22 protein-coding genes are annotated in these 20,188 nt (G+C 36.5%); 12 read left to right on the top strand and 10 right to left on the bottom strand.

Going from position 1 to position 20,188, the window contains the following annotated elements; genetic code table 11:
* The first annotated feature begins 65 nt into the window (after positions 1-65).
* The gene (locus NST15_RS03200) at positions 66-239 is read left to right on the top strand and encodes a hypothetical protein (protein ID WP_050827016.1); all 174 of its coding nucleotides are present in this window, start codon (positions 66-68) and stop codon (positions 237-239) included.
* Positions 240-283: 44 nt separating this feature from the next.
* Here NST15_RS03200 and NST15_RS03195 read toward each other — a convergent pair whose 3' ends face one another.
* Positions 284-442, bottom strand: coding sequence for a hypothetical protein (locus NST15_RS03195; protein ID WP_342498851.1), 159 nt, complete (start codon positions 440-442; stop codon positions 284-286).
* Complete coding sequence (locus NST15_RS03190) at positions 439-852, bottom strand: hypothetical protein (protein ID WP_227820680.1); 414 nt, start codon at positions 850-852, stop codon at positions 439-441. Before NST15_RS03190 ends, NST15_RS03195 begins: the two co-directional genes overlap by 4 nt.
* A 138-nt stretch (positions 853-990) precedes the next feature.
* Here NST15_RS03190 and NST15_RS03185 point away from each other — a divergent pair, with 138 nt between their 5' ends.
* From NST15_RS03185 to NST15_RS03170, 4 genes are all read left to right on the top strand, one after another.
* Positions 991-1,566, top strand: a complete 576-nt coding sequence (locus tag NST15_RS03185) for a GNAT family N-acetyltransferase (protein ID WP_058214252.1) — start codon at positions 991-993, stop codon at positions 1,564-1,566.
* A 15-nt stretch (positions 1,567-1,581) separates the two neighbouring features.
* A complete protein-coding gene (locus tag NST15_RS03180; protein WP_058214253.1) occupies positions 1,582-2,034 on the top strand; it encodes a LytTR family DNA-binding domain-containing protein in 453 nt (150 codons plus the stop codon).
* A gap of 5 nt (positions 2,035-2,039) precedes the next feature.
* A complete protein-coding gene (locus NST15_RS03175) occupies positions 2,040-2,450 on the top strand; it encodes a hypothetical protein (RefSeq protein ID WP_058214254.1) in 411 nt (136 codons plus the stop codon).
* Between the two features lie 95 nt (positions 2,451-2,545).
* On the top strand, positions 2,546-3,247 hold the full coding sequence (locus tag NST15_RS03170; RefSeq protein WP_058214255.1) for a CPBP family intramembrane glutamic endopeptidase: 702 nt from the start codon (positions 2,546-2,548) through the stop codon (positions 3,245-3,247).
* A 355-nt stretch (positions 3,248-3,602) separates the two neighbouring features.
* Here the strand turns inward: NST15_RS03170 and lmuB are convergent, their stop codons facing one another.
* Positions 3,603-5,291 carry a Lamassu anti-phage system protein LmuB gene (gene lmuB, locus NST15_RS03165; RefSeq protein ID WP_342498850.1) on the bottom strand — a complete coding sequence of 563 codons (1,689 nt, stop codon included), beginning with the start codon at positions 5,289-5,291 and terminating at the stop codon, positions 3,603-3,605.
* A gap of 5 nt (positions 5,292-5,296) precedes the next feature.
* A complete protein-coding gene (lmuA, locus tag NST15_RS03160; protein ID WP_056408235.1) occupies positions 5,297-6,244 on the bottom strand; it encodes a Lamassu anti-phage system protein LmuA in 948 nt (315 codons plus the stop codon).
* Between the two features lie 545 nt (positions 6,245-6,789).
* Here lmuA and NST15_RS03155 point away from each other — a divergent pair.
* From NST15_RS03155 to NST15_RS03125, 7 genes are all read left to right on the top strand, one after another.
* Positions 6,790-7,281 (top strand): hypothetical protein, encoded by a 492-nt coding sequence (locus NST15_RS03155; protein WP_342498849.1) that lies wholly within the window; start codon positions 6,790-6,792, stop codon positions 7,279-7,281.
* Between the two features lie 166 nt (positions 7,282-7,447).
* Complete coding sequence (locus tag NST15_RS03150; RefSeq protein ID WP_342498848.1) at positions 7,448-8,008, top strand: hypothetical protein; 561 nt, start codon at positions 7,448-7,450, stop codon at positions 8,006-8,008.
* 3 nt (positions 8,009-8,011) lie between these two features.
* Positions 8,012-8,356, top strand: a complete 345-nt coding sequence (locus tag NST15_RS03145; RefSeq protein WP_047946412.1) for a hypothetical protein — start codon at positions 8,012-8,014, stop codon at positions 8,354-8,356.
* 3 nt (positions 8,357-8,359) lie between these two features.
* Positions 8,360-9,679 carry an FtsK/SpoIIIE domain-containing protein gene (locus NST15_RS03140; protein ID WP_342498847.1) on the top strand — a complete coding sequence of 440 codons (1,320 nt, stop codon included), beginning with the start codon at positions 8,360-8,362 and terminating at the stop codon, positions 9,677-9,679.
* A 173-nt stretch (positions 9,680-9,852) separates the two neighbouring features.
* Positions 9,853-10,665 (top strand): Rep protein, encoded by an 813-nt coding sequence (locus tag NST15_RS03135; protein WP_342498846.1) that lies wholly within the window; start codon positions 9,853-9,855, stop codon positions 10,663-10,665.
* Positions 10,662-10,868, top strand: a complete 207-nt coding sequence (locus tag NST15_RS03130) for a DUF3173 domain-containing protein (protein WP_342498845.1) — start codon at positions 10,662-10,664, stop codon at positions 10,866-10,868. Before NST15_RS03135 ends, NST15_RS03130 begins: the two co-directional genes overlap by 4 nt.
* Positions 10,861-12,036 (top strand): tyrosine-type recombinase/integrase, encoded by a 1,176-nt coding sequence (locus tag NST15_RS03125; protein ID WP_342498844.1) that lies wholly within the window; start codon positions 10,861-10,863, stop codon positions 12,034-12,036. Before NST15_RS03130 ends, NST15_RS03125 begins: the two co-directional genes overlap by 8 nt.
* 81 nt (positions 12,037-12,117) lie before the next feature.
* Here the strand turns inward: NST15_RS03125 and NST15_RS03120 are convergent, their stop codons facing one another.
* From NST15_RS03120 to NST15_RS03095, 6 genes are all read right to left on the bottom strand, one after another.
* Positions 12,118-12,840 (bottom strand): hypothetical protein, encoded by a 723-nt coding sequence (locus tag NST15_RS03120; RefSeq protein ID WP_342498843.1) that lies wholly within the window; start codon positions 12,838-12,840, stop codon positions 12,118-12,120.
* Positions 12,841-13,019: 179 nt separating this feature from the next.
* Entirely contained in the window at positions 13,020-14,561 is a 1,542-nt protein-coding gene (guaA, locus tag NST15_RS03115) for a glutamine-hydrolyzing GMP synthase (protein ID WP_056408238.1), read from the bottom strand.
* A 185-nt stretch (positions 14,562-14,746) separates the two neighbouring features.
* On the bottom strand, positions 14,747-16,954 hold the full coding sequence (locus tag NST15_RS03110; protein WP_342498842.1) for a transglutaminaseTgpA domain-containing protein: 2,208 nt from the start codon (positions 16,952-16,954) through the stop codon (positions 14,747-14,749).
* A gap of 9 nt (positions 16,955-16,963) precedes the next feature.
* Entirely contained in the window at positions 16,964-18,154 is a 1,191-nt protein-coding gene (locus NST15_RS03105) for a DUF58 domain-containing protein (protein WP_342498841.1), read from the bottom strand.
* On the bottom strand, positions 18,151-19,113 hold the full coding sequence (locus NST15_RS03100) for a MoxR family ATPase (RefSeq protein WP_035391483.1): 963 nt from the start codon (positions 19,111-19,113) through the stop codon (positions 18,151-18,153). The genes NST15_RS03105 and NST15_RS03100 overlap by 4 nt, the downstream gene beginning before the upstream one ends.
* A gap of 102 nt (positions 19,114-19,215) precedes the next feature.
* Positions 19,216-20,115: a cation diffusion facilitator family transporter gene (locus tag NST15_RS03095; RefSeq protein ID WP_113747717.1), complete on the bottom strand. Its 900-nt coding sequence runs from the start codon at positions 20,113-20,115 to the stop codon at positions 19,216-19,218.
* Between the last annotated feature and the right edge of the window lie 73 nt (positions 20,116-20,188).

The following is a 20,188-nucleotide window of genomic DNA, read 5'->3' as shown; positions in this document are numbered from 1 at the left end:
GCCGCAAAGATCGTATTGAACTTTTGATATAATGGAAGAAATATCCACAAAAAGGAGGATATTGATTGTTTTTATTTGAAGAACCCACGTGTGCTAGCTGTCAGAAAAAAATAGAAGGTAACGAAGAAGTGTACGTTAAGCTGGTCTATCCAAAGAGACGAGGGATGACAGAAGTGAAGGCTTGGCTAAGGAATGAAGGGGTTTTTTATTGTAAGGCATGTTATGAAAAAACAACATAAAGACGAGCACTTCAATAGAATGCTCGTTTTTACTTTCTACTATTTCACTCCCGCTTACTGCGAAGTTCAATGAGTGCTAGTGTCTCGTCATTGAAAAAGAACTCCAAAATGATGTCATTTGATTGATCTTGGTATTGTATACCTTTGCTATACCCTTCGACAAACCAAAGCTGCTTGAATTGATTTCCATACATTTGTATCACAGATGAATAATCTGCCCCAATTGTAACACCCTTAGATGTTTGAAACCTTTTTGAGTTGACTGATTGTAAATAGATGTTACTCGATGATGTTGATCAACTGATACGACAAAATCTTCATTTTCTTTTTCCATGTAGACCGTCTGTTTTTGCTGAGAGAATTGAGAATTCTCAACAAAATGATGATCTCCCTTAAATGTTTGACCGATCTTAAAATGACCTATCGATTCATCTGTTAAAGTGATAGAGTGAAAATTAAAAAACATAGCTATCCAGACAACTAGTATGGCTCCACCTAAAACAGAACCTATTATCACTAACACCTTAGAACGAAAGGCTCCCTTTTCAAATAAATAAATCATGAAAGATACGGTGATCATCATGATACAAATCATGATCAGAAAAATGCCCATTTCTTTTATCCTCTTTTTTTAAAGTAAAATTCGAATGTACATGATTACCCCAATGATAAATTCATATTATATCAGAGCATTCCACAAATTGTACCAATACAGGTATAATTTAAATAAAATAAACTATAGGAGATACATATGACTAGACATAAACTGATATTTCCACAATCATTTCCAACGATACAGACCGAAAGACTGATCTTAAAACAAGCAACGATCGCAGATGCTGAGGATATGCACATCTATTTATCCAATGAAACTGTCTGCCGCTACATGGGCATTGATGCACATGAATCCATCGAAGACACAAAAGGTGAAATCAAGTGGTATGACAATATCTTCAAAGAACAAACAGGCATCCGCTGGGGAATATCTCTAAAAGAAAATCCAGCCATCATCGGTAGCTGCGGCTTTCTCAATCTAGAAAAACAGCACCGCCGTACGGAAATTGGCTATGAATTACACCATGATCATTGGAGAAAAGGCATCATGAAGGAAGCGATTACTGCGGTGTTGCGGTATGGATTTCAGGAGATGAACTTGAATCGGATTGAAGCCATCATTGATCCAGCAAATACGTCTTCTGTTCAATTATTGGAGAAGATACATTTTGTACAAGAGGGTTTATTAAGAGAGTATGAATTGGGTCAGAAGGGATTCGATGATGTGTATATGTATTCAATTTTGAAGAGAGATTACGAAAAATCCTATTAAACAGAGGAGAAACAAATGAAAACGGATATTCATTTCATCCAAAAGCCAAAACCAGAGTATGTTTCTTTTCACATTTATGAGCTGAATCCAGCGATTGAAAAACTTGTCCAGCAAGTGGAGCAGTCAGCTCCCTATTTCTTAGCACAAGAACCAACGAAAGAAAGAGTGAAAAAGGTCTATTATCACGACATTTTATATATAGAAAGCGTTGATAAAAGATCGTTCTTGTATACGTCAGATGGAGTGTTTCTCTTAAAGGAAAAGTTATTTGAACTTGAAAAACAGCTTGAAGCGCACGATTATGTCAGGATTTCAAAATCGATGATTCTGAATATCGATTCTATTGCCGCTATTTCTCCTAAAACAAGCGGTCGTTTTGAAGCAAAGCTTACAAATGAGGAAAAGGTGATGATTTCACGTTTTTATATCCAATCATTAAAAGAGAAACTTGGGTTACGAAGGAAGTGAACAGGATGAAACGTTATATCACAAATCTTTTGATCACATTTTGTATGATCTTTACTGCACTCGTGTTGATTTACTGTTTCACGTTTGGAACGATGCCCATCTATATTTTACAAGCCATCATGTTCAGTTCCTTTTTTTCAAGCGCCCTGACCTTCTTGCTATACCCAAAACAAACGTACAGCCATCAACGGATTCTTTTTCAACAAATTCTATATATCGTCCTTGTGATGTGTATGATTATGACCACCATCATCATCGTCAGCGCTGAAATCAGTCTCCTTTCGTTTATCGTGAATTTCCTTGTGGTTATGGCATTATTCTTTGTGATCAAGTACCTATTGTATAAAAAAGATCAAGCAACCGCTGAGGAAATCAACGACCTTTTACAGCAGCGAAAGAAACGAACAACATCTTAAAGCGCATCTTAGGGCTAAAAATTGACATGTTAGGAAGATTTCATTGCGACCTCTGCATGATTCCACTACTCTGACGTTAGAGGAGGAATCAACACATGAAACCAATCACAATCATTCGAAAATCAGTACTTCTACTGCTCTTTTCTTTAATCATTCCAACAAGTGCAGGTGTCTATTTATCCATTAAAGAAGTAACCGACCCGATGACCATCTATCTCATCAATGGTTGTGCCATGCTAGCTGGATGTCTTTTACTTCTATTCATTATTCAAAAAAGTCGTTTTCACTTGAAAGAAATAGGTTTTCGAAAAGGGTCTCTTGGTATGTGGATATTTCCGATCCTTATCATCGAGGCCATTCCGTTTATTGCTGGATTCAACAAGGATTTAACTGTTTCTTCCTTTCTAGCACTTTGTTTCTTCATGGTGTGTGTCGGTCTTTTTGAAGAAGGAATCTTTCGAGGCATTCTGTTTCAATATTTAAAACAAATCAACTTGAACACTGCCATATGGGGCTCCGCCGTACTATTCGGACTTGGTCATGCTGCGAATCTTTTAAGTGGAAAAAGCCTCACCTTAACCGTTGCTCAAATCCTATTCGCCTTCTTATTTGGATTCGTTGCAGCTGAAATTGTGGCACTCACAAACAGCCTGCATTGGGTCATCATATGGCACGCAGTGCATAATATCGTGGATCAAATGACAAATGGGCAAACATCTGTGGAATTGCAAATGCTTTTACTGTCAATTCAATGTGTCATTTTGCTTGTTCTTGCGGTGGTGTTGTGGAGAAGATAAAGAATGGAAAGTTGAATCAACTCCTCAATCTATGAAGCGAAGAACGAAGTCAATCAACTCTTTGTTTATTTATCCTTTCATATGGTTAAGATCGAAAAAACATATAATATTTAATTTAGTTTCTGCACAATAAAGCCAACTCCTACTGTAAAGAAATTGGCTTTTCCCCTTGTTGTTTTCTGATGAAAAATGTTATTATATTCCAAAAAAATCAAAGGATTGAGTATTCTACTAAAAAATTAAGAATATTAAGTGCATAATTCTATATGAGTTAATTTCTTTCGGATAATCATTTTTCTCTTCAGGCATTTGAAAGTTTGAACTATCAAATGTCATTCAAGGCCCTTTAATAATTTTAACTATCAAATTTGAATTTCAAAGCAATCTCATCATATTTATCTCTAACCAACAGCTTACCCTCAACATTAATCTTATTGTAACTATCTACAAACTCTAAATGTTTAAGGTTTTCAGAAACGATTGAAAAGAAAGACTGATTAGTGTCAAAAAAATATTTTTCTATTGCTTCAAACATCTTTTTTGCAGTCTCACCCGTAATTTCATTTTTAATAAACGAATCCATACAAAAGGGAATTATATAAGAGCTATACTTTCTCAACAAACTAAAATAAATTAAATAGTAAGCTAAAAATTTTTTATTTTTATCCATACCACTCCCCGATATTTTCTTAAATTCAAGAAATTTAAGTTCATCCAGATTTAATTCAGATAAATCCAGCTTTGTATCATTTAAATCATTCAACACTTTTTTTATTTCAAATACCAAATCAGTGTAATCTCGCTCAATAATCTCTCTTAAACTTTCTTTCTCTTTCTTCAGTTTATTAATTTCCCTTCTTAATACTTTAATTTTTTCTTCTAAATTATATTTAGAAAGAACTTGTTTATCAACTAAACTTTCCAATTCATTTGATGCTTCTTTTTTAGCAGTTGCTTTTACATAATCATCAATCGTAAGTAGATCTTTAGAATTTTGAATCCTACGATGAATTTCATCAATTTTAGATTCAATAGAATTTTGTTGTGATTCGAATATTATAATTTCATTAGTCAATTTTACTACTTCTTTTTCTATTTCCTCTTTCAAAAGCGATATTTCAAAATAATTATTCGATAAATCAAGTCTTGTTAAAGATTGTTCTTTTGTTAATTTAGAATGACAATATTGACATTCTGTTTCAATAGAGTTATATCTCTTTTTGTTCATTTTTAAAAGCTGCTCTAATTCAGACAATTCTTGCTTTTGTAAATCCAACATTTCTTGCTTGTTTAATAGCTTCATTTTATATTTTACTATTTGTTCATTTAATTCATTTTGCATCTGCAAGTAGCGATCGATATCTTTATTTAAGGCTATTTTATCAATTTTTGAAACAGTAGGGACATCTGCGTTTTCATGTCTATAATCTTCCAAAACATTTAATAAACTCTTTATTGTAGACACTACCGTATTCTTTTCTTTACTATAATTAGTAAGCGAATTTTGCAACTCCAGAAGTTCGTAATTGGAGAGATTAAAAACACTTTTGAAAATATCTGCCGGTATGCGAGTATATTGATTCAGAGTATTAGTTACATTTCTATAAATTCCGCCATCCCAAGAATCGTCTTGATCTATGTAAAATGGTAAAATTACTGCCGAAGAATATGCCTCGTATAAGTGCTTAGTATGAGTATTAGCTAACTGCATTTTAATCTCAAGTTTATGTTGAAGCCACTCTGAATACTCTTTTACATTCAAAGGTACTTCTACATCACTTACTCTAAAAATATTTTTTTGTCTAGTTATATTATATTTAACATTATTTATTAAGACTTCTATTTGGAAATACATAAAATTTATGTTCCAGTTACTAGGAAATTGATGCACATTAAATCCTAATGTATAATACATTGATTTTAAAAGACTTGATTTACCTTTGGTATTTCCTTTACTAACAATTAGATTAGTCCCAGCTTTAAAGTCAAAATTTTGTGCTTCTTTATTTTTAAAATCAAGAATAGAAAAAGCAATTATTATCATAGATTTTATTCTCCCAACTCACAAAAACAGTCTATTGCTAAAGCAATAGATAGTTCTGTAGGCTTCATATCTGGCACTATCTCTACCAATAGATCTCTGAGATAGTTAATAGCACCCTCATCATTCTCCCTCATAAGTAAATTAATATCTGCCTTTTGCTTCGTTTGCTCTTTAATATTTTGATACAAGAGTGGTATTCTTAATTTCTCCTTCTTTACTTTTTTTTTCATAATTGTGTTGATAGAGAGATTATCTAAAATTTCATCAAACATCTCTTTTTGCTTAATATTAATGAATACCTGCTTAAGATAATTCCCGTCGATTTTTTTCCTTTCTACATCACTTTCAGTAGAAACTACTATTTCACTTTTACGATCTATTTCCAATGATAGTTCTCCTAAAACTAATTTAGCTCGATCGTTAGAAACCAGCAAGTTTTCATTAACCATTTCTCCTTTTAAAAATGTTAAAGCCAAATTTATATCGTTTGGAAAAGGGGTTATATATATATATTGATTGTTCATTCTATTTTTCTGTTCTTCATCTAAATCAAGAGTATTTATAATCTCTGTCTTTTGTTTCAATGAAAGGCTGTGTTTCATAGGAATAAGCGTTCCTTCTTGGCTTATCAATTCGTTTTTTGTTAACTCCGCTATATCCCAGAGAAATATTTTCCTTATATCTCCAACATTACCAGGAGAAAGATTTTTCTCTATGATTGAAGCTTTTCCGCTAGGCCTTGACTTCAACTTACCTATGGAAAGTTTTTTTGTTCCTTTCACTTGTATAAAATAAGTATCTTGTCCAAGATGAATTTCAAAATCTTCTTGCGATTCAGGTATGACTATAAAATTATCTTTTTCAAAATTATGAATCATTACAAGTATGATGGAAGCTTTTTGATAGTTAAATCCTTTTAGTGCGATGGCTCCCCCGTTGTCAATTTCAATCATTGCGCTCCTCCTGATATCCTCTCTCTTATTTATATGATATCAGGATTTTCAAAAAAATGGTACTATTTATCAGGAAAATTTTATTATGTTTTCAATAATATAGATTTTGAACTATCAAATATAAATACCTAATTTTTTTCATTATCAGACACAGAATGCATGAGCGGATCTTATGTTACTTTTATTAGCTCCCATAAAAAAACTATGATACCAATAAATAAAGACACCTCCCAAATGAGAAAGTGTCTTTAAAAGTTTTTTATCAAGATGGATATCAAGAGATATAATTGACTAGTGGAGAATTGCAAAACTATTTGCAATAGATTAACACTCGCCTCAACACACAATTATAAATATGCACTACTCCCACTCAATGATTTTACAAATTCATTTAAAGCTAAACACTTGTATTAATAGCTTTTGGACTGTTTAAAGCTGATTCCTGAAATAAGATTTTATTACTGTTGTTTGCAAATCGTTTGCAGAGATGATATTATGTGTTAAGACAACTTCACAATTTATTTGAAAGGAAGATTCTTTTCTTTATGGTTAGAGAGTATAAAACAGTACGCTTATCTGCAGAAGCAAAAGATTGGATCGATCAACTAATAGAACGAAGAGAGATTCTTTTACAATCTGATATTAAAGATGGATTAGTAACGCGTTTAGAGGATGATTTATTCGAGCGACACAAAGATAAATTAAACGGCGTTTCATTTAATGTTGTTTTAAAAGTTTCAAATGGGAGCGTTATAGAAGAGGCATATAGAAATACAAAAAATTTATCTAATGCACAGTGGTTAGAAAAGTTAAGGGAATTGGAAAGCTTATCACGAGCTAAAAATTTAATTCAAAACACCTCTTCGGTAACGCCTCGACTTTATATGGATATTGATGTTATGGAAGGTTTAGAAGAATACCGAAAAAGATTCATGACATTAGATCGTGAAAGAATCGGCAAGAGACCTTTAAAACTTAGTTTTGTAATTAAATTAGTTGTCTATGCTTACCTTTCTGAAGTAACCACAAATAATTAATAATTATGTCATATTATATATGGCATTCTCCTTTTATATTGTATAGTTGTTCTACAACAAGTTTTGAAATTTTAGGAGGTGGTAACTCAAAATTGTTGAATTAGTTTTTATTAAAGGCAATAACAAGCTGATTTTTGCTAATTAATATTTATTAGGAGCGATTTATATGAGAGCACAAGAAATGATACAAATCATTCGACAAGCAGAACATAACCTTCATGGAATACCTTTTATGGACAAATCAAGGATTAAATACTTTCAAAGAAAGAATTGGGACATTATGAAAGGTGTTGAATATGATAGCTCGTTTTATGCTTTTGTTAGGGAGCTTAAACAAGTAATGGGTAGTAATATAGCTGAAATTACAGCCAAAAAAATTCTTAACAATTGGTATCTATGGGCAGAGGATAATATCAAGTCACTCGAACAGATTCAACCATTTGAGTTTAGTGCAGATGCTATCGACTTTTTAATAAATAATAACTTTCGTGTAGATCATAAAACTTTTTCCGAGTTAGCAAAAGATCCGATTGCTATAACATCTGTGAAAGACAAAATGCCCAAAGACTCTATCTTATTTCTTAAGTTAAAAACAGTAGCAGATCATGCTTATCCTAGTCCTCGTGGCTTCACATATGAATATTTAGTGAAAGTAGTGGCTGGATTCTCAACAAGTTGGAATCAGAACGCAGTAACAGAAAATGAAAATCAGAAAAGAGGACATTAAAACATGGCAATCAGACCCGTAATTAATAATATGGACACGTTAGGAACGAAACTATTACTTGTAGATGTTAAGCCTGCATATGAACGTCTAAAAAAAGACAATGGGCAATATGAGAGAACAGATAGGATTACACATTATAACTATACAATCGTTTGCCTAGAACGAAAATTCGAAAAGATTTCTATTAAAGTTGAGGAAGCCCGCCCTCTTTTTGACACTGAAAAAACAGAAGTTCCAGACAATACATTAGTGCAATTTGAAAATCTTGAAATAACACCTTATGTTTCTAATAATTGGATACAACTTTCGGCGAAAGCAGAAAAATGCACTATCGTAAAGGAAGGATAAAAAGTGAGAGGAAACGATTTTGTTCAAGTAAGTTATTTCTCAAAAATTCCCTTTCGGTATAGATTATCAAGCCTACTATTCTCTATTTGTTTATTAGTGTTGATTACAATATTTCTTGATAGTCTATTAACTGGTGGTTTACAAACACTTCTTCTACTTCTCTTCTTCTTTGCTTTAGTTCAGATAATCAAAAAGTGGATTGTATCTAAAAGAGAATTTAATCTTTCTCCTTTTAATAAACTAAAGCGATTTATATCAGCGAATAAATTATATGAAGAAGAAACTCGTGAAGTCGGTGCTAACCAAAATGGCAATCCAAGAAGAGAAAAAATAGTGGTTAACTCTGCTTATTTCTTGTACATGGTGACTGATGATGAATTAATTATTAGAGCGTGGAAGAAAGCTGACAAATTTTCTGATAAGGCTAATTCATATGACACGCTGCTTAGCGCATTATTTGGATTAGAATTATATAAAAAATACGACGATATTCAATATTGTGATTATGTATTTGAACTCGTGAATGATCAACGAATTGTTTTTGGAAATGAATCGTTAACTCTTCTAAATAGTGACGTTATACAACTAACATCAAAAATTAACTGGGAGCTTGGAAAGCCACCACATGCACTAATTGTTGGAGGTACTGGTTCAGGGAAAACTTACTTAGTAAATACACTGATTTTGGATTACCTTCGTAAAGGTGCAGAATTATTTGTTGCTGATCCAAAGTCTGCTGATCTTGCTTTGATTGGTAGGTTAGTTAATAAAGAACATACAGCTACTACCGAAAATGAGATTGCGAAATTATTGCGTGAAGCAAGCGATGAAATGGAAAAACGTTATAGAAAATTGTTTACGGATGAAAATTCATTCGGTAAGACATGGAAAGACTTCTCAGGTATGAAACCTTTAGTTGTAGTGATAGATGAGTATGCCGCCCTATCATCTGTAAGTTCACCTAAAACATTGAAGGAAATTAATAGTTATTTAACTTCTCTCATATTGAAAGGACGTCAAAGTGGAATCGAGATCTGTATGATTATGCAAAGGCCAGATGCCAATATACTAGCTGGTAACCTTAGAGATCAGTTCGGGGTACGCATTGGATTAGGGAATATGACTGATGAAGGAAGAAAAATGTTATTTGGTTCAGTTGATATGAAGTATAAGAGTGTAAATGAGATCGGTGGTGGTTTCGTCATGATAGACGGGCAACATAATGCGCCTGTCTACTTTGAATCGCCACTTGTTCCTAAAGACTTTGATTTTATAGGGGAACTACGAAAAATTCGTGACAAGAACCCTGACTCAACCCCTTGAAGTGAATGAAATAGGGAGGTAGGCGCCTCGACGCCTAAACGGAGTGCCCGATTCTTTTCATTCACTTTGAGGGGTGTAGACGAGCGCTCTTTGCTCGGCTTATTTAACTTGATATATAGAACAACATCTAGAGAAAATAGGATTCTGGAAGGTATGGCAGGAATTTGGAATGAGTGGTTCCTATCAAAAAAGCGATCAAAAGTTATAAGTACAAAATAATTGAAACACCTACTACTGTTGAAGTTTGGGAATATATTGATGCCCCTGTCTTTTATCACGTTAAGGATGATGTAGAAATTGTACATACTGATAAGGATTGGATAAAAGAAGACTTCACCTGCAAGGATACTCTTCAACAATACGACAGTTTGAAGCGTAAACAAAAACATTATGAACAGATGCGTTGGGAAATTGCTCGTATTGTTGATTGTAATTTTGATGACGCAACAAAATTTATGACATTAACATTCAAAGCGAATGAAAAAGATATATCTTTCACAAATTCAGAGTTCAACAAATTTATAAAAAGACTTAATTATCGTTTGTACAAAATTAAAAAACAGCAGCTGAAATATTTGGCTGTGTGGGAAAAACAAAAACGTGGTGCAATTCATTATCATGTTATCTTTTTTAACTTCCCTTTCATCAAAATAAGTGATTTGGAAAAGTTATGGGGTCATGGTTTTGTTAAATTAAACAAGATTGATGTAGATAGTCAAGAAAATCGTGGTCGGTATGTGAGTAAATATTTTTCTAAAGATTTAGAAAGAAAAGAGCATAAAAAAAAGGCATTTTTCAAATCCCAAAATTTAAAAACACCTTTAGTGCGACGAACTAATTCGTTGAAATTGACTGATTTGTCTGATGGGCAAATTCTATACAGTAAAGAGTATACACGAAACATTCCTGACTTTCACTCAACAATTAATTCGTATAAGGAATCAACTGTTCGCTATACCAAATTTAGAAAGGAGTGTACTAATTGATTACAATCACTAAACAAGAATTAATTAGCTTAGGTTTTGGACCTAGTCAATCAGCAGACATTATTCGTCAGGCTAAACGATTAATGTTGAACAAAGGTTTTTCATATTATTCAAGTAAACGTCTAGGAAGAGTACCTGTCGCCGCAGTTGAGGAAATTTTAGGATTCTCAATGGAAACAACAGGAGATAAATCTAATGCCTAAGATTTCAAATGTATATCAAGATAAGAATAATGGCAAATGGTATTTTGTTGCTAGCTTAGGCTATGATGAAAAAGGAAAACGGGTACAGCACTGGGAACGTGGTTTCTCTACACAAAGAGAAGCTAAAAGAGCTTATGATGAATACATGAATAATCATTCCTCTACTTCTTTACAGAAAAACAGTACAATGTCATTTCAGGAGTTTTACGAAACATACTTTAAACCTGATTATAAACGATCTGTTAGTGATAGGACTTATGAAAACAGAGCCTCATCTATGGATCTTCACTTTAAATTTTTCTTTAACAGGAAATTAAAAGATATTAGTCCGCCTTTAATTAAGCAGTGGCATAATAAACTGTCCGAGAAATATTCAAGTTCCTATATACGGAACCTTCATGGAATGTTACAAAAAACATTAAATTTGGCTGTCACATTAGGATTGTTGCTTAAAAATGCAGCTAAAACTGTCGGTAATATTAAGAAAGTAAAAAAGAAAGTAGACTTTTGGACAAAAGAAGAATTCGAAAAAGTCATTGCAACTTTTAAAATGGATGATTACTATGAACATTTTTCTTTTATCACAATATGGCTATTATTTATGACTGGATTACGCTTTGGTGAAGCACAAGCGTTAAATTGGGAAACTGATATTGATTTTAAAAAACAAACATTAACTGTTAGTAAATCAATGTATTATAAAAATGCAAATAAATTTACAATTACTGAACCTAAAACAAAAGCTAGTAATCGTGTAATTGCTTTAGATGATGATACAATTAATTTCCTAAAAAAATGGAGAGAAAGGCAATTAGATGTCTTTCCCTCTAAATATGTTTTATCTTATAACGGACTACCGACTAATAAGAGCGCAACCTTTCATATGATCGAGCAGCACTCCAAATTAGCAAAGGTGCATAAAATTAAAACACATGCTTTACGTCACTCTCATGCTTCTCTACTTATTTCACTAGGTGAAAATGCTTTAGTGATACGTGATCGATTAGGACACGAAGATATACAAACAACCTTAGGAACTTATGGACACTTGTATCCTAATATGAATCGTGAGGTTGCTAATAGGCTGAAAAATGTTATTACAGTCAAAAAAGATAATACAGCTAAGAGAAAGTTAACTTCTAATCAGTATATTTCAAAAAGAATGTAATTTATAGACTTAAAGAAATTCATTTGAATAGTTATAGAAAGATAAGCTTAAACCTTTTATTGTAAAGGAGTTAAGCTTTCTCTATTTTTTCTCGAAATTGGTAAGTTCTCTTCTTATAGTTATTTCTAACTCTTTTCTCAACTTATCTATATTTCCCTTTACTCGTTCAATCTCATCTAGTGATTCGTCCATAGAAGTTGCATCAACATTGCGATAAATAGGCTCATAATTAACCCAAAGTTCGTAAATATTTTTTAATAGTTCATTAGCGATTTTGACTAATTCCTCAGAAAAAAAGAATCGATTTAATAATAAATAGTCCCATGCCATTCCATATTCTTCTCCAGCCTCATTATATTTAATATTTTCTAATCTGTAATTTAATTTCTGGATTGCTTCTTCTTTTCTAGTTTCCCATAATTCTAAAATTTGAGTTGTATCTTGCTTAGTAAAAAGTTTTTCTTTCATATATTCTTCCACATCTTCTTTTCCTACATTTTCGAAAGAAGGAGCTCTTACAATTCCTCTCAAGCTCATGACTTTACCTAGGCATAATTCAATTCTTTTATACAATTCTGGATAATGTTGATGTTTTTTTGTTGCATACAGTTCAAACTCTTTAAATATTATACTTTGATTAAATTTAACATCTTCTATTTCTTTACTTAAATCACTCTTGCTTTGCTCTAATGATTTTTGAAAACGATTGGTAATAAATCCTTTAAACCAAAAAACAATTAAACCACTCATTCCAGTTGAAACTAAAATATTTATTATATTTTCTTTTATCCAATCCATTGTCACAAGTCCGCCCCTTCTATTCTTTGTTCTGACTATAATAATAATATATAATGTCTCTTCATACTATATTGGAAATTAAATAGTAAATTTTCCGAATCGTACTTGTTGTTTGCAATTTGTTTGCAAAACCAAAAAAAAGAGCCTCAAACCCTTTTAAATAAGAGCTTGAGGCTTTCTTTTTACTACTCCCACTCAATCGTAGCAGGCGGCTTACTCGTAATATCATACACCACGCGGTTCACATGATTCACTTCATTCACGATACGAGTCGAGATCTTTTCAAGTACATCCCAAGGGATTCTTGCCCAGTCACTCGTCATACCATCAATAGAAGTAACAGCACGGATACCGATTGTATAGTCGTATGTTCTTGCGTCACCCATGACACCTACGCTGCGGATGTCTGGGAGAACCGTGAAGTATTGCCAGATGTCGCGCTCAAGGCCGAAGTTGGCAATTTCTTCTCGTAGAATCGCATCCGATTCACGGACGATTTCTAGTTTCTCTTCAGAAATTTCACCTAGTACACGGATTCCTAGTCCTGGACCTGGGAATGGCTGTCTCCAGACGATGTCGTCTGGAATACCTAGCTCTGACCCTAGAGCACGAACTTCATCCTTGAATAGTGTATTGAGTGGCTCAATCAATTCAAACTGCATGTCTTCTGGAAGACCGCCAACGTTGTGGTGAGATTTGATTGTTTGTGCCGTTGCTGTTCCACTCTCAATGATGTCTGTGTAAAGAGTTCCTTGTGCTAAGTAGTCGATTCCTTTAAGCTTGTCCGATTCGTCATCGAATACATAAATGAATTCGTTACCGATGATTTTACGTTTTTGCTCAGGATCAGACACACCTTTTAGCTTGTTTAAGAAGCGATCTTTCGCATCTACTTTAATCACGTTCATGTTGAAACCTTCGCTAAATGTTTTCATAACCCCTTCTGCTTCGCCTTTGCGAAGAAGACCGTGGTCAACGAAAATACATGTCAGCTGATCGCCGATGGCTTTGTGGATCAATACCGCCACAACAGATGAATCTACACCGCCGCTTAGTGCGCACAATACTTGTTTGTCGCCTACTGTTTGACGGATTTTCTGCATTTCGATTTCAATGAAGTTCTCCATTGACCATTTGCCATCGCAGTCACATACGCCGAAGACAAAGTTCTTCAATAGATCATTTCCGTACTCAGAGTGACGTACCTCTGGGTGGAACTGAACGCCATAGAAATTCTTCTCAGCTAAGCTCATGGCTGAGTTTGGACAATGTGCACTTGTTGCATCAACTGTAAAGCCTTCTGGTACTTCAACGACAAGGTCACCATGGCTCATCCAAACGACTTGATCCGTTGGAAGGTCTTTGAATAAAGCCGGTGTTCCGTTAATATGGATGTCTGCTTTTCCATATTCACGCTGGCTAGCCGCTTCTACTTTCCCACCTAAATAGTGAGTCATCAGCTGCATGCCGTAGCAAATGCCTAGAACTGGAATGCCTAGATCAAAAATCTTTTCGTCACAGCGGAAAGATCCTTCATCATATACACTGTTTGGTCCACCAGAAAGGATGATTCCTTTCGGCGCCATTTCTTTAATTTCTTCAGCAGTTAAAGTGTGCGGATGAAGCTCACTGTACACACCAAATTCACGAATACGGCGAGTGATCAGCTGATTGTACTGACTACCGAAATCGAGAACCAAAATCATTTCATTTACTAAATTTGTCATGGTGTCACCTCTATGTCCAATATAGTTTTTATAAACGCACAGAAAAAATGAGAGGAGAAAACCTGCTCTCAGTGTAAATCACGCTTTTGAAGCGCCCAGACTCACATCCGAACGCTTCAATTTCATGTATTTTAGAAGGTTTTAATATTCACCTATTCTAACAACAGGAAGGTACGGGGTCAAGACTATCTCCTGTTTATTAAATTTTCCCATAACTTCGCCGACTGCTGCCAAAGCGCCGACGCATCTTCTCGCCTGTAGAGCGCCCGCTCATAGAACTGCGTTAGTTCAGACATGTGATGATTCCCTTCCTTGTCATCGATCAAAGAAGCGAATTCTCTTAGCGTCATGCCTGGCTTTTTCTCGATCCCTCTGCGCCTTAGCTGTTTTAATAGAGCAGCATATGCGTAAAAAAAAGCTTCCTCATCTGGCAAACGTTTTACCTTTCTCACAATAAAGATTGGCAGCCATCTTGCTCTGAACCGGTAAAGCATCCAGCCTATGAAACCAAGAAAGACAATGACACCTGCTGCGTAGCCCAAGATTGAACCAACATGAACCATACTTGGCTTTGCTTTAGCTGCTTGTTCCTCTTGTTTTGCCGCCTGTTCTGGTTCTTGTTGCTGCGGCTGCTGTGTCTGCTCGTTTTCTTGTTGATCAGATGCGGGCTGATCTTTTTCATCCTCTTGATCATCTGTTTGGTCGTTGTTAGCCGTGGTTTCATTCGTAAATGTCTCTGGGTTCGTGAACCCTTTTGTCGGTTCAAAAGTCACCCAACCACGGTTTGGAAAATACACCTCTACCCATGAATGGGCATTGTTATTGGTCACTTCATACACATTGCTTCCATCCATCTGTGTTTCATATAACTGACCAGACGTATATCCTTTCACCCATCTCGCCGGAATTCCAATCGAGCGAAGCATGACAATCATCGAGGTTGAAAAGTTATCACAATAGCCAATCATCGTATCAAATAAGAACTGATCCACATAGTCTTCGTCACGCCCAGGCACAGCGACATTTTGGGTTTCATATGAAAACTTCGCAGATCCTAAATAGTCCTCAATTGCTTTTGCTTTATCATACATATTATCCTTCGTTTCCGTTAAGCTGTTCGCCAATGTTTTCACACGCTCTGGCAGCGAGGATGGGAGCTGCAAGTATTCACGTCCGACCTGCTGGTTCACTTGCTGCTTGGTCGGTACTTTGATCCGCTGCAAGTCCTCTAGGATAAATGTAGGTGATAAGAAGCTGACTCGATAGTTCCCTAAATTTTTAGGCGGGTTTTGAGTAGACGGGACAATTTTCTCCGTTTTGCCCATCATTTGCAGTGGAATGTTTTCCATCGGCGTCAGCATAACCGTACCAATCGGATAAACAGCATGATTAAATCGATAATTTGATTCCATATCGACTCTCGTTTCATGCTCCTCTGTTTTCACGCGATTGGTAAACCACTGGTTCGGCACTTCATTCCCTTTTAACCGAGTAGGTTTCGTATCATTTGAAGCATCCTCCCAGCCTTTCCCCGTGTAAATACTTTTTGTTTCTACACGAAAATAAGACGGCTCTTTTCCGCTCCATTTAAATACCGGTGTACGGTCCTCACTAAACGGTCCCCCAAGCGACGAATCATCCGTACTATATCCCACCTTATTCTGCCCGGCAGAACCATCTTGATTCGTGACCGCTTTAAAAAACGGGACAGGGTCAGGCCATTTCGGATCAGATTTTGGCAAAGACGCACCGAGTGATGCTGATACAAGAACAAGTGCCAGCATGGGTAAGAACCAATTGAGACGCGCTTTCTGTGACACCCGCACACCTTCAGCCGAACGAAGCCTGTCGAAATAGAGCAGACCAAGCAAACAAAAGCCAAATACCATAATTCGAACGATCGCAAAAGTCGCATCATAAGGCGTAAACGTATCAAGAATCGTGACATATACAATCGTCATCAGTAAAAAGAAAAAGATACGCTGCTGATACACAACCCAATAATGAAGCAAATAAACAAGTAGCCAAAGCAAAATATAAAACAACAATGTGCGGAAAGACGGATACATGTCACTCCACATGCCCATGCTCATCAAAGAAATATTATCTTGAATATCAGCAAACAGCGCAGGCAGATAACTTGGCTCTGATTGATAAAAAATCAAATATAATGCGAGCAAGATCAATCCAGCACAAATAGGAAACGTCACATACCACTTCAATCGAAAGAACGTAAACAAACACGTAAGCCCTATAAAAATGATGAAATAAGACGTATGACTCGTCTCTGTAAAATCTTGAAGCGGACGAAGCCACTCCCAAAGCAGCAGAAATGCGACAGCATAATAGATGAACAACTCAAAACGGCTTTGCCGCTGATGCATATGCAGCATAAATGTTTGTCACCTCACAGTTCTTTCGTGCAGCCGGTCCTCAAATAAAAGGGTCGTGTGTATCCCAGAAGCTTTAAGCCGGTCCACAAGCTGTTTTTCTTTTGCCGTCAATCGATCAACGGCTCTCTTCACTAAAAGAACAGTGATGTTCTTTCTGTTTCGATTCCCAAGTAAAATGGCAGCAAGCTCTTCTTGCAGATGACCTGTCACCACATACTTTCCTGTCTGCTGGTGCTCACTCGATGTTAATGATTGATAATCAGGTGCACGAGAAGGCTGATACTGCACCTTTGTTAAATAGTAGAGCATGTCCTGTAAATGCCTCTCTCCTTGATCCACTCGAAATAAGTGCTGATCCCCAAGCGGGACAAAGCCTACCGGCACCCCTTTTTTCACAGCCGTTTGCAGAACCGATGCGGCCATAGACACAATCGTTTCAAAAGCGGCTTCATCTGTAAAATCAGCAAACACCACCAGATCCTTTGTCTGATTCTGTTCAAACTCCTTCGTCATAAGCTGACCTCTTCTAGCTGTTGTCTTCCAGTCCACCCAAGCGAAACGGTCTCCTTGCTGGTATTCACGCACACCTGTTGTCACATTTGTCGGTTCATTTAACCAAGAGTGCAACGCTTTGCCTCCATTTTCATTCACCGATGCAGCAGATTCAACAGGAATATCCAACATTTTCGGATACACAAGCAATGTTTTCTCTAGTGGAAGAATCACTTCTTTTTCAACAAACCCAAACATATCACCCGTTTTAATTCTAACCGCCGTCAATTGATGCTCTCCCCGCACAATGTCATTGAATTGATACGAAAATCGCCACGTTTTCCGAAACCAAGGAAAGATCATTCGCTTCATTTCAATCTGTTCCTGTAAATGGAAGGTATCCGGCGGGTCATCCTCAAGTATGACGTACACGTACGGAAATAAATTCGTCCGCTTGATTTCAAGGTCCACAGACAGCACTTCCCCTGCCTTTAACCGGGTATGCTGTAATGTCCTTTTGGCTGTTGCACGAAGTGGAACAAGGGCAAACAGCAAAGCATACAAAGCATATGGTGAAAATGCATAAAAAAGGAACCAGCTCACAAAGCCGCCCTGAAACATGGCATAGCAAAAGGCTGCTGCCGTGAGGAGAAAGAGCATAAACACCCGTAACCATAGTGAAAAAGCGAAACGGTCACGTGACTTCATTGAGTCATCGACTTTTGAACTGGTACGCCAATATGCTCAATCATCTGTCGTAGCAGTGTCTCCGCCTTCTTCCCTTCATATGTTGCTTCTGATGTCAAAATCATGCGATGCGGCAATGTGTAAGGCGCCAAATACTGTACATCATCAGGAATCACATAATCTCGCCTGTTCAACAGCGCATACGCCTGAGCCGCTTTCATCAATGAAATTGAACCCCTTGGGCTCACGCCTAAATAGACAGACGAATGATTTCGCGTCGCTTGGGCGATTTCGACAATATATTCTTTAATCGACGCATCCACATGTACGGTCTGAACCGCTTGCTGCAAAGCATGGATATGATCTTTTGTCATGACTGCCTGAAGCGTGTCAATTGGCGATTGTTTCTCCTGCAAATTCAGCACCTCAAGCTCCTCCAACATGGTTGGATACCCCATCTGCAGCTTAAATAAGAAGCGGTCCATTTGCGCTTCTGGAAGTGGATATGTTCCCTCATACTCCACTGGATTTTGCGTTGCCATCACAAAGAAAGGATCTGCCAGCGGCATCGTTTCTCCGTCCACTGTCACACTGCCTTCTTCCATCGCTTCAAGAAGGGCTGATTGTGTTTTAGGAGAGGTTCGGTTGATTTCATCAGCCAAAATAATCTGCCCCATAATCGGTCCTTGTCTAAATTCAAACTCGTTTGTCTTTTTATTATAAATCGACACACCTGTTACATCTGAAGGCAAAAGGTCAGGCGTAAATTGGATTCGCTTAAACTCACACCCAATGGATTTTGCCAGAGCACGAACCATCATGGTCTTCCCAACGCCAGGCACATCCTCTAATAGCACATGCCCCTTCGCCAAAATCGCAACAAGGCTTAATATCGCAATATCTTTTTTCCCCACCATCACTTTATTGATGTTATCTACGATTTTTTGTAAATCTGAATGCATCGGTTCATCAAATGCCATCCTGATCCTCCTATCACGTTTCCGTCAATTTTCATATAGTCTAACTTTACCATACAACACGCATTTGCATGAAACATCAACACGTAGAAAAAAGAAGCCTTCTCACGACGGAAAAGACTTCTGCTCCTCTTTAGACTCACTTGCTGGTTCCATATGAACATGAGAGTGTAGAATATCATGTTCCTGCTTCATTCTGCGTTCAATTTCATCTGCAATATCATGGCTTTCTGCGATGTTTAAATGCGGTTCTACTTCAACGACCACATCCACATGGACAGTGCTTCCAAGATAACGAGCTTTAATGTCTTTCAAATCGCCCACTCCTGGTGTCGCTTCAATCGTCTCTTTATATTTAGACATATCTTTTATATGAAAACCGTCCGTTAACGAATGAGACGCATCTCTGAAAATCTCCCACGCCGTTTTACAGATAATTAAGCCAATCACAAACGCAGCAAGCGTATCAACCCATGCCAGCTGAAATTGAGAGGCGATAATTCCGACAAACGTCCCGATACTCACATAAGCATCTGATTTATTATCAGCCGCTGCCGCATATAGGGCCTGGCTATTAATTCGTTTAGACAGTTTACGGTTATACATATACACGCCATACATCACAACAGCACTTCCTGCTGCCGTCCAAGCTGCAATCATATCAGGCGTTTGATGCTCTGATGAGAAAAGCGACTGGCCTGCACTCAGCAAAACCTGAAGCCCGACAAGCATCATAATAAAGGAAGCCACAAGTGACGCAATATTTTCAGCTCTAAAATGACCGTATGGATGATCCTCATCAGGTGGCTTCTGAGAAATACGCAGCCCAATTAATACGGCAAGCGAAGCAATGATATCTGTCGTATTATTCAAGCCATCTGCGGAAAGGGCTTCTGAATGAAACACATACCCAATGATCAGTTTGACAGCAGATAAGATCACATAGGCTATAATGCTGACCCAAGCACCTGTTTCACCTTGTCTTAATTCGTTGTAGCGCTCCATACCGAACAGCGCCTCCTCACACATTACTTTTCTATATTTATCTTACAAAGCCAAGCCCGTGTGGGTCTACAGC

Origin of the sequence: Bacillus sp. FSL R5-0820 (genome assembly GCF_038593385.1) — a bacterium.
In the GTDB taxonomy this organism is placed as follows: domain Bacteria; phylum Bacillota; class Bacilli; order Bacillales; family Bacillaceae; genus Bacillus; species Bacillus altitudinis.
Note: the sequence above shows the minus strand (reverse complement) of the source record. Positions and strands in the feature narration are given on the sequence as shown.

Coding starts and splice junctions, on each gene's coding strand:
- NST15_RS03190 (WP_227820680.1), bottom strand. CDS start 852: ATGGGCATTTTTCTGATCATGATTTGTATCATGATGATCACCGTATCT.
- NST15_RS03185 (WP_058214252.1), top strand. CDS start 991: ATGACTAGACATAAACTGATATTTCCACAATCATTTCCAACGATACAG.
- NST15_RS03180 (WP_058214253.1), top strand. CDS start 1,582: ATGAAAACGGATATTCATTTCATCCAAAAGCCAAAACCAGAGTATGTT.
- NST15_RS03175 (WP_058214254.1), top strand. CDS start 2,040: ATGAAACGTTATATCACAAATCTTTTGATCACATTTTGTATGATCTTT.
- NST15_RS03170 (WP_058214255.1), top strand. CDS start 2,546: ATGAAACCAATCACAATCATTCGAAAATCAGTACTTCTACTGCTCTTT.
- lmuB (WP_342498850.1), bottom strand. CDS start 5,291: ATGATAATAATTGCTTTTTCTATTCTTGATTTTAAAAATAAAGAAGCA.
- lmuA (WP_056408235.1), bottom strand. CDS start 6,244: ATGATTGAAATTGACAACGGGGGAGCCATCGCACTAAAAGGATTTAAC.
- NST15_RS03155 (WP_342498849.1), top strand. CDS start 6,790: ATGGTTAGAGAGTATAAAACAGTACGCTTATCTGCAGAAGCAAAAGAT.
- NST15_RS03150 (WP_342498848.1), top strand. CDS start 7,448: ATGAGAGCACAAGAAATGATACAAATCATTCGACAAGCAGAACATAAC.
- NST15_RS03145 (WP_047946412.1), top strand. CDS start 8,012: ATGGCAATCAGACCCGTAATTAATAATATGGACACGTTAGGAACGAAA.
- NST15_RS03125 (WP_342498844.1), top strand. CDS start 10,861: ATGCCTAAGATTTCAAATGTATATCAAGATAAGAATAATGGCAAATGG.
- guaA (WP_056408238.1), bottom strand. CDS start 14,561: ATGACAAATTTAGTAAATGAAATGATTTTGGTTCTCGATTTCGGTAGT.
- NST15_RS03110 (WP_342498842.1), bottom strand. CDS start 16,954: ATGCTGCATATGCATCAGCGGCAAAGCCGTTTTGAGTTGTTCATCTAT.
- NST15_RS03105 (WP_342498841.1), bottom strand. CDS start 18,154: ATGAAGTCACGTGACCGTTTCGCTTTTTCACTATGGTTACGGGTGTTT.
- NST15_RS03100 (WP_035391483.1), bottom strand. CDS start 19,113: ATGGCATTTGATGAACCGATGCATTCAGATTTACAAAAAATCGTAGAT.
- NST15_RS03095 (WP_113747717.1), bottom strand. CDS start 20,115: ATGGAGCGCTACAACGAATTAAGACAAGGTGAAACAGGTGCTTGGGTC.